Raw genomic sequence first — 16,100 nt, 5'->3', positions numbered from 1 at the left:
TAGGTCATTCCCTGTTTTATCCTCGAGAATATTATTGTCAGGTCTTTACTGCCACCGGCCCATCGATCACTGTGCGGATCTATCCGCTGATGACCATGTTTGTGAAAATGCTGATCATCCGGTACCCTATCTCACTCGCTTTGAGCCCGCGGCGTGCTCTGGCTGGTACTGGAGCGACACTGGTCGTTCATAACGGAGTCGTTCGTAGGCGGTGCCACTCGTCGGGTGCTTTCCATCTCCTGAAAGGCGAGCGAATTGAAGAAGGCCATGCTCGTTGAACTGACCGTTTTCGAGCGGATGACACCGCTGGCCTCCGGTTACCTTCAAGCGTATGCCATGACGGATTCGGTGATTCGCAGTGAGTATCGCTTCGAGCGGTATGCGGCTGTCGCCAAGACACCCCGGGCCGATATCATCCGGGACCTGGTCGGGTCAGCTGCCGATGTGTACGCGTTCAGCTGCTACGTATGGAATATGAACCTGGTGAGGTCTGTTGCGGCTGCCCTCAGGCAAGCAAGACCGTATGTGCAGATCATCTTTGGCGGCCCTCAGGTGATGTCGCAGGCCCACCGTTACCTCAGTAGTGATGATGAGCGGACCGTTCTCTGTAACGGAGAAGGAGAGATCACCTTCACGCGCTACCTGCTCGCGCTGACCGACTCCAGTCCGCGTCTCCATGAAGTCAATGGTCTCAGCTTCTACCGTGACGGCGAATTGGTGACGACTCCGAAACAGCCGAGGATTAGCAGTCTTGACGACATTCCATCGCCATTCCTGACGGGAATATTCGATGCTGCTTACAGTATAGCAATTTTGGAGACGAACCGCGGTTGCCCATACCACTGTGGGTTTTGTTTCTGGGGTGCCGCTACGAATGATCGGGTGTACCGCTTCGATGAGCAGCGGGTCCGTGATGAAATCAAATGGATAGCCGAAAACGAGATACTGTTCCTTTTCATTGCCGACGCAAACTGGGGGATGCTAAGCCGAGACATTGATATTTCTCGGCACATCACGATCTGCGCAAGAAGTCATGGGGCGCCAAACGTCGTTTATTTCTCCGCGGCGAAAAACAAGCCGCATGCGGTCACCGAAATCGCTGGTATCTTCCAGGACGCAAACCTCATCGCCTCGCAGCCGGTATCGCTACAGACCCTCGAGCCGGGCAGCCTTGATCTGATCTCTCGATCGAACATCAGACTGAGCGCCTTCGCCGCGATCCAGGAAGATTTACGCGAAAGGAGGATCAGCTCCTTCGTCGAGCTAATCTGGCCATTACCAGGGGAAACTATCGCTTCTTTTGAGCGAGGCATTGGCACGCTGTGCGAGAACGAAGCACAAACGGTGATCGCGTATCCGCATCTGCTCCTCAACAATACACCCATATATCATCATGCGGATGAAATGGGGATAGTAACCAGGCCGGCCGGCGGAGAAGTCGCGGAAGCCCGGATTGTTATTGGCACGAAAGAAGTTTCCGAAGAAGAGTTTGTCGAGGGCATGTATTATTTCTACGCCTTCCATGCCCTGCATAATACGCACAGCCTCCGGTCGGTAAGCCGCTATCTGGTGAGGCAGGCTGGAATCCAGTACCAGGAAATATTCGCCGCCTTTGCTGAATTCCTGCGCCGGCAAGGAGAAGCTGACCCCATCATCTCCTACGCGGACCGCTCCATCCGGGACGCCGATTACTACGATGTAAATAATTACGGTCTCTTCATCCATTCCGTGTTGCATGAGTACAGAGAACTTTTTGTCGATCACGTGCGTTGCTTCACGCAGAGCCAGGACTGGTGGGACGACAGCAAGGTGCGGGCCCTGTTCGAGATCGATATGCTGAATCGTCCTTATATGTATAGCAATACTCCCATGGATGTGCATACTGACGGTTTCCAGGTGCTCCGCTTCTTGGGCTGCGGTTCACGCAGCTATACAGTACAGATCCCAGCGGAATATATGACGGATCTGGCCAATGCGATCAAGATCGAAACGATGCCAGTGGATGGTATATTCACAGTTGATCATAAGCGGCTGCAATATCCATTTATGCCGACGCAGAGTCGTGACCACAGCGGCTCCTACTGCCATGGAATGATCGAAAAGGTCGGGAACGTCATGCCGCTGTGGCTGCCGGCCTCGTCTCATAAATGAGGAATCAAGGAATTTCCGCGAAAGAATAGCCGAATTATGCCGACCGGTTAACGAATCAACTGATGAGAGAACTGGACGCTCATGCCGAAATTTGATATAGGGGTTGAGGAGGCTGCCGCGGCGCCTCTTGTCCCGTCGGATCGTGATCCTATAATAACGTGGAATAAAATGCCCACCGAATATCCCCGGAGCGGTTCGCTGTGCGATCTGTTCGCACAGCAGGTCGTACGCTGCCCCGGTGCGCCCGCCGTGACATATGGTCCTATTACGTTGACGTACCAGCAGCTTGACAGGATAACCAACTCTCTGGCCTCCCGACTGCGGGAACTCGGTGTGGGGCCTGATCAGCTGGTCGCGCTCCACGCGGATCGGAGCCTCAGTGTCATTGTGGGCATGCTTGCCACCGTCAAGGCTGGTGGTGCCTATCTGGCGCTGGATCAATCCTGCCCGGCCCGTCGGTTACATACAATTCTGGAAGAATCCAAGCCTGTGGCGCTGCTGACGGAGGCAGACGAGGACGGTCTGACCGCTCTTGGAATCCCTGTGATCACAGTTGCCGAGCACTTGGGGGAGACAACGCGAGATGGCGTCACTCATGATGTCCGGATAGATGGGGGCGCTGGCTCTGAGAATCTTGCCTATGTAGTGTACACGTCGGGATCGTCCGGTATACCGAAGGGAATCTGTGTAACACACCGCAACGTGGTGCGGCGCACACGAAACATTGATTACATCAAGTTCGGGCCAGGCGACCGGGTGGCACAGATCTCGAACGCGGCTTTTGACGCTGTCACGGTCGAGGTATGGGGCGCGTTGCTCAACGGCGGGGAGCTGGTTGGATTCGACCGTGACACCATACTCTCGCCGGGCCGGCTGGCAAACGCCCTGCGAGCGGACCGCATTAACACCATGGTGATGGCGACACCGCTCTTCAACCAGCTTGCGGCGGATGACCCTTCGACGTTTTCCACGGTTTCTCAGATTCTGGTTGGCGGTGACGTAATGGCGGTCAGCCAAGCCAACTCCGTCGCGGTACTACCAGGTTGCACGCTGGTCAATGGTTACGGCCCCGCGGAATGCACGACGCTTGCCACCGCACACCACGTCACGCCGATGCCGGCAGAGCAGCTGAGAGTGCCGATCGGCCGTCCCATCTCGAACACGACCTGTTACGTGCTCGATGACATGCTGCGTCCTCAGCCGGCCGGTGTGTCCGGCCAGCTCTATATCGGCGGTGACGGCGTCGCGCGTGGTTATCTCGGCCAGCCGGAGCTGACGGCCGAGCGGTTTCTTCCGGATCCCTTCGCGGCAGAACCGGGCCAGCGGATGTACGCCACAGGGGATTTGGTATGCCGATTGTCAAACGGCTTGTTTGATTTCCTCGGCCGCGTTGACTCCCAAGTCAAAATCCGAGGCTTTCGAGTCGAAATGAATGAGGTCGATGCGACGCTGCTGCGGCACCCTGGCATCAGGGAGGCAGCGACGATCGCTGACGCTGACATCCGAGCTGGCGACAAAACACTTGTCAGTTATTACGTAGGGGCAGGCGAAGCATCCCCGGAAACAGGCGAGCTTAGGGCGTTCCTGCGTGACCGGCTGCCCGACTATATGGTTCCGGCACGGTTGATTCGCCTCCCCGAACTGCCGAAGAACGCCAACATGAAAATAGACCGGGCGCGGCTGTCATTTTCAGCGAGCGCATCGTCTCCGGCAGATAATGGCGGCTGCCTGGCAGCGGCCGAAGCGCTCGATGACGAGGTCGCGGCCATTATCGGACGGCTGCTGGATGTGCCGGCCTTCAGTCGTGCGGAGAACTTCTTCGAGAGCGGCGGGCAGTCCATGCTCGCGATCAGACTGCTCACTCAGTTGGGCAGGCGCTTCTGCGTGAACATAACGCTGGCAGAGTTCTTCGAGGACCCGACGGTGCGCGGCATTGTCAAGTACATCCGGGAGCGGAGCGATCCGGGAGCCCAGCCTGGGGAAGGGCTTCTATGAGGAGGGCGACTGACGTGTTGTTTTTCCCTCCGTGCCGGGCGGAAGCCATTCCTCCGCCGACGCTGGACGCGGACGCGATCCAGTTGTTCTGTCTGCCTCATGCAGGGGCAGGCGCGTCGATATATCGGGAGTGGCCTGTATTGCTGGCCCCGGGCATTGAGGCGATACCCGTACAGTTCCCGGGACGGGAAAACCGCCATGGAGAGCCGGCGCTCCATTCGGCCACGGAGCTTGTCGCCGACCTGAGCGGGCCTTTGGCGACCCGCGCGGGGAGGGAGTTCGCCTTGTTCGGGCACAGTATGGGCGCTTTGCTCAGTTATGAACTGGCGCATGAGCTGTCCGCGCTCGGCAAGCCGCCGAGACATCTTTTCGTCTCGGGGCTTGGCGCGCCGCATCTGCCGCCTGCCGGGCCGCAGCTGCATGATTTGCCGGACAGCGAGCTTCTAGCGGTCATCGCGGATCTGGAAGGGACTTCACCAGAGGTATTAGCCCAGCCGGAGCTGGTGCAACTACTGTTACCCTTGTTCCGCGCGGATCTTGAGGTCTGGGAGACGTATATCCCGCACCGGAGCTCGTTACAGGTGCCGGTCACGGCGATGGGCGGCCGCCATGATCCTGGCGTCAGCCTGGACAGGCTCAGCGCCTGGGGAAGCCTGACATCAGCTGACTTCCATCTCACGGTCTTCGACGGTGGCCATTTCTACCACCATGCTGCGCCTGACGATGTGGCCGCGGTCTTAAGGGAACGGCTACGGGAGGCCAGCTTGGGGCCAGCAGCTGCGCCGAATACGATCTCGGTACAAACGATTTGACGCCGGCTCTGGCTGACACGCGGGTATCCCGGGTGCCAGCTGTCCGCGCATATCGCACGTTGGCGATTTTTGGGCTGGTGACTTCGACAGCTGAGCCGAGTTTGTCAGGCGGCGCGAGAGCCTCCGGTGGGCACTGCCTGGTAGGGGCGCGGGTCAGCGCAGCCGGACAGGGAGGTTCTCCAGCCCGTGGATGAGGCTGGAGGGCCGCCAACGCAGCGACGATTCGGGCATCGCCAGCGCCAGTCCGGGGAAGCGGGGCAGCAAGCTCCCGAACGCAATCTCGCCCTCCAGCCGTGCCAGCGGCGCGCCGAGGCAATAATGGATCCCGTGTCCGAACCCCACGTGGCCCGACGCGTCCCTGCCCACGTCCAGCCGGTCCGCGTCGGCGAACCGTGACGGATCCCGGTTCGCCGACGCCGTTGCGAGCATGACCCATTCTCCCGCGGGGATGACGACGTCGCCGATGGTCACCGGCTCCAGCGTGAATCGTTCGGTCGCGTGGTTCAGGGGGTTCGCGTACCGCAGCAGCTCCTCGACCGCCGAAGGCAACAGCGCAGGATCGTCGCGCAACCGATTTAGTTCGGCTGGATGAGTCAGCAGCGCCAGCACCCCGCCGGCGATCAGGTTCAGCATTGTCTCGTGCCCGGCGACGAGCAGCAGGAACATCATCGAAAGCAATTCGTGCTCCGACAGCGAGTCACCCGAGTCACGGGCCGTGATCAGCGCCGAGAGCAGGTCGTCTACCGGTGACCGTCGGCGCTCCGCGACCAGGTGCGTGAAATATTCGTACATAGCGACGGCGGTCGCGCGAGATTCCTCGCGCGTCCCCCGCGAGGACAACAGCGTCTCCGACCACTTACGGAACGCCTGCCGGTCGCCGACTGGAATGCCGATCAGCTCGCAGATCACGGTCACTGACAGCGGAAACGCGAACACCTCGATCAGATCTGTCTCAGCGGGGCCGTTCGCCATCGCGTCCAGCCGCTCGTCGGTGATGTCCGAGATCCGTGGCCGCAGGGCGGCCACCCGGCGTGGAGTGAACGCTTTCACCACCAGGTGGCGTAGCCGGGTGTGGTCGGGCGGATCGAGGTTCAGCATGTGCTGGTCGAGAAACGCCTGTACGGGGTCCACGTTGATGTCGAAATCTTCGGGTGTCATGTGTGTTACCCAGTCCTTGGCCAGGCGGGGATCGGCCAGCGCGGCGCGCACGTCCTCGTACCGGGTGACGAGCCAGACCTGGACACCCTCGGGTGTGATGACCGGAGTCACCGGCGCGGACGAGCGCAGCCGCGCGAAAAAGCCCTGGGGATCCTGGAAAAATGAATCGCCTAGCCGCTCGGTCGCGGCTGAGAGGGTTCCCCCTGCATCCACCATGACGTTAGCTTAACTAATAGCGTGTTTGGCCACAAGCGACGTGGATGGCGTGCGGCCCAGATGAGTGCCCGGCGTCGTGGAGCAGCGTCGCGAGACTGAGTGCCCTGGGGGAATCTTTTACCCCCAGGCCGCAACGCCATGCCGGCACGGCAATGCGTCGGCGTAGCGTCGACAGAAAGAAATCGACAATGGCCAGTTCAAGATACAGTGCCTGTGAACTGGGAAGCGGCACCGGCAGGATTAACATTCGATATTGATATTGCGACCTTGCGGACCGCGGCGCTGATTCCGAGCCGTTCCCAGGCCTGGCCGGACGCCAACGGCCCAGGCAGCGGGTGTCGACCACACCTCCCCACGTCAGTGGGACCAGTACCGCCAGGACCGGTGTGAGGAACCGGCAATCGAGGCCAGCGGCCGGGTGGGCGCGTCCCGGTCGATCTGGTCGGCCCAGTCGAAGTTGCATATGATCTTGATGCTTGGACTGTCCGTCACTGGGTGTCGCTTGTTCTGGGTGAGCTGGAGGCAGCGCACAACCGAGCCGCCCTTGTTCGTCAGCCGGGTCTCACGCGGGTACCTGCCTACCAGTGAACCGGGAAGTACCAGCTATGTCCAGCAATCTGCCAGCAGGCGTGCACCTGCGGAATTCGGTCCGGCAGGCTTGTTTTCAACCATGCGACCAGGGATAGCGAGTGGGGCCAGGCCTCAAGTATGCCTACGAGCCGTGGAATCTCGGTCTCAGGAGGCGTGCTTACGATGAATTCATCGAGGTCAGAGCACGTGCGCGCTAGCAGCATCGCAAAGGAAAGCGGCTTGCTCGTCCCGCCAGCGCAGGTGAATGCTGCTTTACCAGCCTTGACCGCCCGTCCATGGCCGGCTAGACATGGATCGTCGGGCGGAGGCCAGAACACGTGATGGACGGACAAGATTTTGGATCTGTACGGCAAGCCGGCTCGCTATGTACACCGCGATGGTCCCGTTGGCAAATAGTCATGGGAAGCAGGTAGATGATTGTAACGATAATGTTAGAGGAATTTTACCTAATTCCCTCCTGCTAGCTTGACAGGCCCGTGATCATTTATGGGAAAGGAAGTCGATACATGCTTCCGATGCTGGACAAGCGTTTTTTGGAAGAGACGGCGGACTTCGCGGTACTTGCCTCTCGGTATGCGGCGGGTCTGGTGCCGCCAGCGGAGCTAGCCGTCTATCAGTCGTATGAGATAGGCCAGACATTGACGTATGTCAGAGAGCGCTCTCCATTTTACTCCCGCCGACTGGTGAACATAGCTGGCACGGAAAACCCATCGGTCGCCATCGAGAATCTTCCCTTCACGACGAAAGCTGACCTCCGCACCCATCTTGATGAAGTGCCTGCATTACCTCTGTCGGAATGCTGGATCTACTACGAGACGACCGGCACAACCGGCCTATCCACCCCCTGCCCACGCTCGCCGCGTGACTCAATGCGCACCGGCCTGGCGTTGATGGAGGGATACGCCCCGATTTTGCGGAATTATGCCGACCACTGCGTGGTAGCGGTTATGGGACCAACGGAACTGCACTCGACAGGTGACTCGTTCGGTGACATTCTCCGTGCTCTCGGGCATACGACAGTAAAGATGTGGCCGCATTCTCCTCTCGTTGGCTTCTCCCGAGCGCTTGAGTTAATCGACAGGCTCGGCGTGAACGTGCTGGTCTGCACCCCAGGCATGTCTATTTCGCTGGCCAGGAGACTCCTCCAGGAGGGTAAGAATCCAGCGGAGACGAGCGTGCGAGCGATTCTTTCCCTCGGGGAGCTCTCCACACCAGGACTTCTCCGAGGCATCGGAGCGATCTGGGGCGCGGACGTCTATAATTGTATGTACGCTTCGCAAGAGGCTTCCATTCTGGCTGTTTGTTTCCCGGATAAGCAGCTTCACAGCACTCCCATAAACGTATTCTACGAGATTGTGGACCCAGCTACTGGCCGTCGTGTCGAGGCCGGGCGTGAGGGCGAAAGACAAGGGGAGCTTGTGATCACACATCTGTACCGGGGAGCGAAACCACTGGTCCGGTACAGAACGGGCGACATGGTAAAGAGCCGAGGATCGGATCAGCAGTTCACCATGGTTCCGCTGGGCAGGGTTGACGATCAGATTCACCTCGGCGACCGGTTGATAACCGCTTTCGACTTCGAAGACGGACTGCTCGCGCAGGCACCGACCATTCTTGACTATCAGGCGACCCTGAGCGAAACAGCGGACGGGCGGGATCATCTGTCCGTACTGTTCGAGCCCGTCCGTCCCCTCGGTAATGCCGACATGCGCATACACGAGAGCGCTATTATCCGGCATACCGGAGAGGCGTTCGGCACCGCGGCTGAGGTGACCTGGGGGGTGACGGACAGCAGGACGTCGACCGGCGCGATGGTGAGTTGGAAGGCTGCCCGAATCCGTGACCGCCGGGCGGCGGCGACGTCGTGTGGGGAAGCCGAAAAAGCGCGAGAAATCGCTGCTGTTCGTGAGCGTGTCCGATGAACGCCGCACGGCTGCCCTGGCGTTACTACAACGGCGAGTACGTCACCGATGATGCCGTGGCCCTGCCCGATTCGACCCAGGGCCTGCACTATGGCACGGGCGCCTTTGAGGGCATACGAGCCTATAAAACAGTGGACGGCCGGGTGAGCCCGTTTATGGCCCACGAGCACTTCGCTCGTTTGATTCGCTCGTGTGAGGCATTACGGATCATGATTGACGAGGAGCTGGACGATCTGTGCCAGATCTGCGGCAAGCTACTGAGTCTCAACGATGTCGATGACGACTGTTATATCCGCCCGATCGTGTTCAAGCAGGCACTCCTGCCGGGTGTCCCGTACGGGATTCGGCTATCGGGCGTCACTCACAGCATCGCGATTTCCCTCGTCCCGATGCAAAGCCGGCTGGACGCCGGCCGTGAAGTCCGCCTTCGGTTGAGTGATATCCGGCGGATTCCATCGTCTAGCGTGCCATCGACCGCGAAGATAAGTGGCGCTTACGTCAACAATGCGCTCGCCGTCGAGGATGCAATTGCCAACGGTTACGACGATGCGCTTATGCTCACGACGAATGGATATGTATCCGAAGCGTCGACCAGCAATGTGTTTTGCGTGCAGGGGACGGACGTAGTCACACCGGACCTCGGCTCGGATATCTTACCAGGGATCACTCGTGCGACGGTGATCAATATTCTTGAGGGTATGGCTGGTATTTCGATAACTGAACGGAAGGTCAGCGTGACCGATCTCATCGAGAGCGATGAGGTGTTTCTGACTGGTACCGGAATCGAGGTAGCCGCGGTCACCGCCGTCAACCAGGTGAAGGTTGGACAGGCTCGATCAGGTTCGTCGATAACCCTTCGGGTTGCCACCGAGTACCAGCGGCGCGTCCGACAGTCCGCGCCGCTGAAAGAACTCCAGTAGGAGGGCAACTCAATGCTGGCTCCGGAAGGTCACTTGTTCTTCACGTTCGCGTCGGCCTCGGCCACTGCGGACGTTGTCATCGCCACGCTTGGCCCTGCTGGCACGAGCAGCGAACAGGCGGCTCACTACTTTGCCGCGATACGGGGCGGAGAGGCATCGGGAGTTCACCTTGCCGCGAGCTATGAGCAAGCTCTCGAGCACGCGCTTGAAGATTCTTCGGTTATGGTGGTGGTAGCCAACGCCTACTCGAATATCAACGTTTTTTATATGCATCCCAGACTACTGATCGACACTGTATTCTTCTGCCATACGCCCAAATACGGCCTGGCCGCGAGAGGCGACCTCGCCGACGGCGGCTACAGCGTGGCCAGCCACCCGGATCCGGTACCCTTGATCGACGAGTTGTCGCCGGCCGGTTTCAAGTGCGACGAGGTTATCTACATGGCATCCACGAGCGGTGCCGCAGACTTCGTGGCTTCGAAGAAGGGCGAGGTGGCGTTGACAACTGAGATAGCGGCCGCGCGGCGCGGATTGAAATTCATTTCCTCCACCCGTCCCATTCCAATGGTTTGGACGGTGTTCCGTCGCGCATGACCGAACCAGCGGCCACCATTGCCATTCCCGGTTGATACCAAAGGGGAAGACAGTGATCAGACATATCGTGCTGTTCAAGTTAAACAAGGGACTCGCTTTCGACGATGCCGAGGTGGTTGAATCCGAGAAGATCGCATTGCAGGTTGGCGACAAGGTCCCAGAGCTCCGTGAATGGAAGGCGGGCCGTAATACGGCGCGCCGGACAGAAGCTTATGATTTTGCTGTGATCGGCCTGCTGGAAGACGCAGACGCGCTGGCCCGCTATATGGCCGATCCTTTCCACCGTCTCGCCATAGAGAAATGGAAGCGCATCAGCACCTGGGTCGTCGTGGATTTAGAAGAGGATCCCGGTCCGGCTGAGGTCACGATCACTCCGGCCGGGCATACCGGATTATCCGCGACATCGCCCGGGTACGGAACCGGAAAGGATTAACGCGTGCTCGTCATCGACCGGCCGACAGCCCAGGCGGCACTGTCCATTTCGGACGCGATACCGATTGCGGCGAGCGCGCTGCGCGCCTACAGCGCCGGGGACGTAGATCAGCCGCTTAGGACGATCATCCGGCCTGACGGCATTGACGATCTCATGGGTGTCATGCCCTGTTATGTAGGTGGTGAGGCCTCTCTGGGCTTCGGTTTGAAGGCGATGGTTCTCAAGCCCGCCAATCCCGCTCGAGGTCTGGACCTCCATGTTGGAGTTGTCATCGTCTTCGATCCTGATACCGGCCTGCCTTTGGCCCTGATTGACGCCGGCGCTATCACGGCAGTGCGGACACCGGCCGTGACCGCAGTCGCGACCGACCTCCTCGCCCGGAAGAACGCGGGAGACCTTGCTATACTTGGGTCTGGAGTACAAGGTCGCGGTCACCTCGAAGCAATGCTCGCGGTCCGTGCGGTGCGCCGGGTCCGAGTGTGGAGCAGGACACCCATGCACAGCGAGCGATTCCGCGCTTGGGCTTGGAGTCACCTGGGGGTTGAGGTCGAGGTGCACCCGACCGCCAGAGCGGCTCTGGAGGGCGCTGATCTGGTGTGTACGACCTTAGCCAGTAAAGAACCGGTGGTGAGCGATGAGGATGTCGCTCCTGGGGCGCATCTCAACGCGATCGGAGCCTCGTTCGCGGACCACCGGGAGCTTGCTTCGGCTTTTGTGCGGAGATGCTCTGTCTTCGTGGACAGTCGAGCCTCGGCCCGAGCCGAATCGGGCGACCTCATCGTTCCCGAAGAGGAGGGACTCATCGGGCCCGACCACGTGCTGGCCGAGATCGGCGAAGTCCTTCTCGGTCGCCATCCTGGGCGAAGGAGGTCTGACGAGTCGACCCTTTTCAAGTCTCTCGGACTGGCTGTGGAAGACGTCACCGTGGGATTCGCCATCGCCCAAGCCGCCCGTGACAAGGGCTTGGGCACGGTGATAAAATTCCATTAGTGTAGTTGTGCTGTCACGCATCCAACGAACGATCTTGACTAGTGCAGTCCGGACAACTATGATCTTGATTTGCCACTGGTCGGCCGACCAAAAATATAGCGTGTCAGGCTATCAAGGTAGCTGACCGCCCTCACACCTCTGGAGCACAATTTAATGTCATCAAACGGCACGGTCACGCCAGACAAAGTTGCCATTATCATCGATGGAGGCCTCCAGATAGGCTTGGCGATGAATACCGTGGCGGCGCTTTCGCTGTCAGTCGGGCGTATGGTTGATGGCATTTTGGGCGATGATTCCAAAGACGCCAATGGTCTCACCCATAAGGCGATTACCAGGATTCCCGTGCCGATCCTGAAGAGTGACGCCGAGGGTCTCAAGGAGATTTTTCTACGGGCAAGTGCGTCTGACGGCGTTTTTGTGGTAGATTTCACGACTACCGCCCAGACCTCCCGCACGTACGACGAGTACGAGGAGCGTCTGGCCCAGACTGCGACGGCGGATCTTCCCTACATCGGGGTGGCGCTAAGCGGTCCGAAAAAAGATGTCAACAAGCTGGTCGGGAGCCTGCCTCTTTACCGCTGAAACCACGCGTACCTGCGGAATACGTGGGTCGGTTGGTGAGCGTCGAGCAGGCATCGCGGGGCTGGGGCACGTAATCTCGCGCGTCATTGCTCCCCGTCCATCCTGCCGATGCACGGGTACCCGCTCGGCGGCCGCCAGTCTACCAGCAGGGTGATTCCCTCCATCGCTTTACGACGCACGTATCCCAGCCCCGCTCTTTGATCCCCGCCCTTATCGCTGGGCGTTCTTAATTCGCGTATTCGGGTACAACAAACTGGCTGTTATGGTTGCGGATGCGTTCACGAAAAGGATTCGCGTGGTATACGCCTATGATTCGGTAGTCGGCGAAGAAACCCAGCTCCTCAAAGGCTCGCATGACCCGCTCCTCGTCCGGGTGGCCTTCGATGTCGGCGACAAATTCCGTCGCGAAGAACTGGCCTCTCACCATACAGCTTTCCAGCTTCGTCATGTTCACGCCGTTGGTCGCAAATCCTCCGAGTGCCTTGTAGAGCGCGGATGGGCGGTTCCTCACCCGAAAAACAAAGGTGGAGACGATGGGGCCGATACCAACCGCGGCCCGAAGGTTCTCTGACGAAAGAATCACAAAGCGCGTTGTGTTATGTTCTTCGTCCTTGAGATCAGGTCGCAAGATTTCCAAGCCGTAGATCTCCGCTGCGAGGTGAGTGGCTATCGCCGACCTGGTCGGATCCCTCGTTTCGGCAACCTCCCGGGCGCAGCCCGCCGTATCAGCGCCGGCCACCGCGCGGAGACCCAGTTCCCGTAGGGTTACCCGGCACTGCGACAGAGCCTGCGGGTGACTGTGCACAGTCCGTAGCGCCTGAGGATCCGTGCCGACCAATCCCAAGAGCTGGTACTGAATCGGCAAAAAGTATTCTCCGACTATGTAGACCGATGAGTAAGGCAACAACTGATGGATGTCCGCCACCGTCCCGGCCGTTGAATTTTCGACGGGAATCATGCCAAGATCGACTGTGCCTTCCTCGAGCGCGTCAAAGCACTCCGCGAATGTCTGGAAGGGAACAGGCTCGTAGTCTGGATATACATCACGGCACGCTTGATGGGAATTGGCTCCTAGTTCACCCTGAAACGCGACTTTTTTGCGTCCTTTGGCCACTCTGGTTCCAACCTACGCTCAGGATGCTGATACATGAATCGATCTTTATCGCAGGTTATCATGCGGGCCCGGCGGAACCAGGGCGCCGCGCGGCAGACCGTACGCTGGACGCGGGCGCTGTTGCGAATCTCGCGCTGACGGTCTCTCGGTGGCATCGAGGCCCGGCGATCGAGGCCCAGCTGCTCGGGGACGGACGATCCCGCCGTCGAGCAGACCTCAGCGGACCTCGTTGCCGAGCCGCCCCGAGCTGACGGACAGCGCACGAGGCGCTGACGGACAGCGCACGAGGTGCTGGAAGTGCTGGAAGTACCGACGGATTACGACCCCGACAGGTCCAGTGGCGCGCCGTTCGCTCGGGTCCGGGAGACCGATCGGGACAGCGCCGCGTATGCCAGCTGGGTACCTTCGCTGTCTGGGGTGTAGCTCGCGGATGCCGCCGCGGCGAAGCCCAGCTGCTGGGCGTCGGCAATCGCGTTGAGGTCGGCGGACAGGAAGGCGAACTGCCATCCGTAGGTATCGGTCTGATTTTTGATCATTTTTCTGATTTGTTCGAGCGTGCATTCCTTCGAGGAGTTCTCCCGGCCGTCGGTAACCACGGCGAAGACAACGGTCGCCGGACGTTGATGGTCGGGAAGGCCACGGAGGAACTCCCCAGTGTCCACGATGGACTCGCCGAGGGCGTCGAGTAGCGCGGTGGAGCCCCGCGGAACCAGGCGGTATGGTGGCGCCTCGCCGATCGGGATCGCGCCAAAGACCTTCTCGTAATCCTGGTCGAACTGGTAGAGACTGATCGTCGCTTGCCCGGGGGCGATGGCCTGCTCGGCGATGAACGACCGGATTCCGCCTTCGGCGTCATCGCGGATCGCCATCATCGAGCCTGACCGGTCGATCAGCAGGGCGATATGGGTGTAGCCGGCCTTCGTCATGGCGTGCCCCTTGCCATCGGTCGTCTGTTTGGCTGTAGCGGTCTCGTCTGTTACAGCCATCGTCGTTGTGGTCATCGCGGGATCTTTCACCGACGTTTCTCGCGCTCCGCGGCGTTGGTGATGGCGCGGGCCATCCCACTGAGGACAGTGTGATGGAACGGGGCGATGGCTTTCCAGTAGAGATGACCGGTCAGCCCGTGCGGTTCGAAGATCGCTCGTTGGCGGTACAGCGAGCCGTCAGCGTCGGGGGCCGCGGACAGCTCGAGCCAGGCGCGGCCGGGCAGCCGCATCTCGGCACGCAGCCGCAGCAGACGGGGCCGGTCGAGATGCTCCACCCGCCAGCGGTGGCGGGTTTCGCCCGGATACAGGCGGTGGTGGTCGCGGCGGCCTCGCCGTAGGCCGGCGCTGCCGATGAGCCGGTCCAGCCAGCCCCGCGGCGACCAGGCCAGCAGGAAGGAGCACCAGTCGTGTTCGCCGCCGATGGACTCGATGAACTGCCACAGCACCTGCGCGTCCGCGCTGGTGTGGCGTTCGCGGATGTCCTCGTAGCTGCTGCCGCCCGACCATGCGGGGTCGGAGGGCAGCGGGTCGGAGGGCAGCGGGTCGCAGAGCAAGGGGTCGGAGGGCGGCGTGGCCGCGCCGGAGCGGCGGGTGGGTATGCCCGCGTGACGGATGTGGGCCAGCGCGAGTTCGACGGCCCGCTCGTAGGAGGCCGGGCCACCATCCGGCTCCGGGATGTGGGTGGTGATATCGCGGTCGTGGCAGACGACCTCGTGCACCAGCGACTCGATGAGTGGTACAGCGATGCTGTGCGGTACCGGTGTCACCAGGTTCACCCACTGCGCTGAAAGCCACGGGGTGAGTACAGGCACCAAGGCTATGACACGACGCGGCAGGCCGGCCACGGCGGCATAGCGGCGCATCATATCCAGGTAGGTGAGGACGGTCGGGCCACCGATGTCGAAACGGCGGTTGATCGTGTCCGGAAGCACGGCGGCGTGCGTAAGGTAGTGCAGGACATCGCGTATTGCGATCGGCTGGACGCGATTGTTCACCCATCGCGGGGTGACCATAGCCGGGAGGCGTTCGGTGAGATAACGCAGCATCTCGAAGCTGGCCGAACCGGAACCGATAATGACCGCGGCTTGCAGTGCGATGGTCGGCACGCCGGAGCCGAGCATGATCTGTCCGACTTCGGCCCGGGAGGCCAGATGCGCAGATAGCGGCTGTCCATCCGGAGTGATGCCGCCCAGGTAGACGATCCGGCGCACCCCGGCCGCGCGTGCCTGCCCGGCGACGGTGCGAGCGGCGTGACGGTCCAGTTCGACGAAGTCGCGCCGGTGCAGCGAGTGTATGAGGTAGTAGATGACATCCTGCCCGGCCACTGCGCTGGCGACGCTGGCGGCGTCGGTAACGTCACCAGCCACGATCTCGGCTCGGTCGTGCCACGGTATATCGGTCAGCCGGCTCGGGTTGCGGGCCACCGCCCGTACGTCGTGACCGGCGCGTAGGAGTTCGGGCACCAGACGGCCGCCGATGTAACCGGTTGCCCCGAACACGACACATCGCATGCCATCGATGTTCCCTCACCTGGACGGTGCCCGCAGCGCCGGCGAACATGGCCGACGAAAACGGCTTATAAGGACATGAGCCCGCATGTTCTTATGGCGTTCTTAGAGCGACCGGCAATAGGGGA

General features: G+C 60.5%; 14 protein-coding genes. 10 read left to right on the top strand and 4 right to left on the bottom strand.

Going from position 1 to position 16,100, the window contains the following annotated elements; translation table 11 throughout:
• From MJ783_RS05785 to MJ783_RS05770, 4 genes are all read left to right on the top strand, one after another.
• On the top strand, nt 1-278 hold a 278-nt coding region (locus MJ783_RS05785; protein ID WP_239308890.1), incomplete at its 5' end, for a hypothetical protein.
• On the top strand, nt 268-2,151 hold the full coding sequence (locus tag MJ783_RS05780) for a cobalamin-dependent protein (RefSeq protein ID WP_239308888.1): 1,884 nt from the start codon (nt 268-270) through the stop codon (nt 2,149-2,151). The genes MJ783_RS05785 and MJ783_RS05780, both read left to right, overlap by 11 nt.
• A gap of 168 nt (nt 2,152-2,319) precedes the next feature.
• On the top strand, nt 2,320-4,146 hold the full coding sequence (locus MJ783_RS05775) for a non-ribosomal peptide synthetase (protein ID WP_239308887.1): 1,827 nt from the start codon (nt 2,320-2,322) through the stop codon (nt 4,144-4,146).
• Nucleotides 4,147-4,160: 14 nt separating this feature from the next.
• Nucleotides 4,161-4,958, top strand: a complete 798-nt coding sequence (locus tag MJ783_RS05770) for a thioesterase II family protein (RefSeq protein ID WP_239308886.1) — start codon at nt 4,161-4,163, stop codon at nt 4,956-4,958.
• Between the two features lie 153 nt (nt 4,959-5,111).
• On the opposite strand, the gene MJ783_RS05765 is transcribed toward MJ783_RS05770, so the two are convergent.
• Complete coding sequence (locus MJ783_RS05765) at nt 5,112-6,332, bottom strand: cytochrome P450 (RefSeq protein ID WP_239308885.1); 1,221 nt, start codon at nt 6,330-6,332, stop codon at nt 5,112-5,114.
• Between the two features lie 1,097 nt (nt 6,333-7,429).
• Here MJ783_RS05765 and MJ783_RS05760 point away from each other — a divergent pair.
• From MJ783_RS05760 to MJ783_RS05735, 6 genes are all read left to right on the top strand, one after another.
• Nucleotides 7,430-8,845 (top strand): phenylacetate--CoA ligase family protein, encoded by a 1,416-nt coding sequence (locus MJ783_RS05760; RefSeq protein WP_239308884.1) that lies wholly within the window; start codon nt 7,430-7,432, stop codon nt 8,843-8,845.
• Nucleotides 8,842-9,765, top strand: a complete 924-nt coding sequence (locus MJ783_RS05755) for an aminotransferase class IV (RefSeq protein WP_239308883.1) — start codon at nt 8,842-8,844, stop codon at nt 9,763-9,765. The genes MJ783_RS05760 and MJ783_RS05755 overlap by 4 nt, the downstream gene beginning before the upstream one ends.
• A 12-nt stretch (nt 9,766-9,777) precedes the next feature.
• The gene (locus MJ783_RS05750; protein WP_239308882.1) at nt 9,778-10,359 is read left to right on the top strand and encodes a hypothetical protein; all 582 of its coding nucleotides are present in this window, start codon (nt 9,778-9,780) and stop codon (nt 10,357-10,359) included.
• Nucleotides 10,360-10,411: 52 nt separating this feature from the next.
• Nucleotides 10,412-10,792 carry a Dabb family protein gene (locus MJ783_RS05745; RefSeq protein ID WP_239308881.1) on the top strand — a complete coding sequence of 127 codons (381 nt, stop codon included), beginning with the start codon at nt 10,412-10,414 and terminating at the stop codon, nt 10,790-10,792.
• Between the two features lie 3 nt (nt 10,793-10,795).
• Nucleotides 10,796-11,782, top strand: coding sequence for an ornithine cyclodeaminase family protein (locus MJ783_RS05740; protein ID WP_239308880.1), 987 nt, complete (start codon nt 10,796-10,798; stop codon nt 11,780-11,782).
• 153 nt (nt 11,783-11,935) lie between these two features.
• The gene (locus MJ783_RS05735; protein ID WP_239308879.1) at nt 11,936-12,364 is read left to right on the top strand and encodes a DUF2000 domain-containing protein; all 429 of its coding nucleotides are present in this window, start codon (nt 11,936-11,938) and stop codon (nt 12,362-12,364) included.
• Nucleotides 12,365-12,590: 226 nt separating this feature from the next.
• On the opposite strand, the gene MJ783_RS05730 is transcribed toward MJ783_RS05735, so the two are convergent.
• The 3 genes from MJ783_RS05730 to MJ783_RS05720 form a co-directional block, all read right to left on the bottom strand.
• Entirely contained in the window at nt 12,591-13,478 is an 888-nt protein-coding gene (locus MJ783_RS05730; RefSeq protein ID WP_239308878.1) for a prephenate dehydratase, read from the bottom strand.
• 317 nt (nt 13,479-13,795) lie between these two features.
• The gene (locus MJ783_RS05725) at nt 13,796-14,479 is read right to left on the bottom strand and encodes a vWA domain-containing protein (RefSeq protein WP_239308877.1); all 684 of its coding nucleotides are present in this window, start codon (nt 14,477-14,479) and stop codon (nt 13,796-13,798) included.
• A gap of 11 nt (nt 14,480-14,490) precedes the next feature.
• Nucleotides 14,491-15,975, bottom strand: a complete 1,485-nt coding sequence (locus tag MJ783_RS05720) for an SDR family oxidoreductase (protein ID WP_239381116.1) — start codon at nt 15,973-15,975, stop codon at nt 14,491-14,493.
• Nucleotides 15,976-16,100 lie beyond the last annotated feature (125 nt).

Source organism: Protofrankia sp. Cj3, assembly GCF_917627355.1.
Taxonomy (GTDB): domain Bacteria; phylum Actinomycetota; class Actinomycetes; order Frankiales; family Frankiaceae; genus Protofrankia.
This window is presented reverse-complemented; position numbering and strand designations above follow the sequence as displayed.

Excerpts from the sequence above, each read along its gene's own strand:
- MJ783_RS05780 (WP_239308888.1), top strand. The coding sequence starts at position 268 with ATGCTCGTTGAACTGACCGTTTTCGAGCGGATGACACCGCTGGCCTCC.
- MJ783_RS05775 (WP_239308887.1), top strand. The coding sequence starts at position 2,320 with ATGCCCACCGAATATCCCCGGAGCGGTTCGCTGTGCGATCTGTTCGCA.
- MJ783_RS05765 (WP_239308885.1), bottom strand. The coding sequence starts at position 6,332 with ATGGTGGATGCAGGGGGAACCCTCTCAGCCGCGACCGAGCGGCTAGGC.
- MJ783_RS05760 (WP_239308884.1), top strand. The coding sequence starts at position 7,430 with ATGCTTCCGATGCTGGACAAGCGTTTTTTGGAAGAGACGGCGGACTTC.
- MJ783_RS05755 (WP_239308883.1), top strand. The coding sequence starts at position 8,842 with ATGAACGCCGCACGGCTGCCCTGGCGTTACTACAACGGCGAGTACGTC.
- MJ783_RS05750 (WP_239308882.1), top strand. The coding sequence starts at position 9,778 with ATGCTGGCTCCGGAAGGTCACTTGTTCTTCACGTTCGCGTCGGCCTCG.
- MJ783_RS05735 (WP_239308879.1), top strand. The coding sequence starts at position 11,936 with ATGTCATCAAACGGCACGGTCACGCCAGACAAAGTTGCCATTATCATC.
- MJ783_RS05725 (WP_239308877.1), bottom strand. The coding sequence starts at position 14,479 with ATGACCACAACGACGATGGCTGTAACAGACGAGACCGCTACAGCCAAA.
- MJ783_RS05720 (WP_239381116.1), bottom strand. The coding sequence starts at position 15,975 with ATGCGATGTGTCGTGTTCGGGGCAACCGGTTACATCGGCGGCCGTCTG.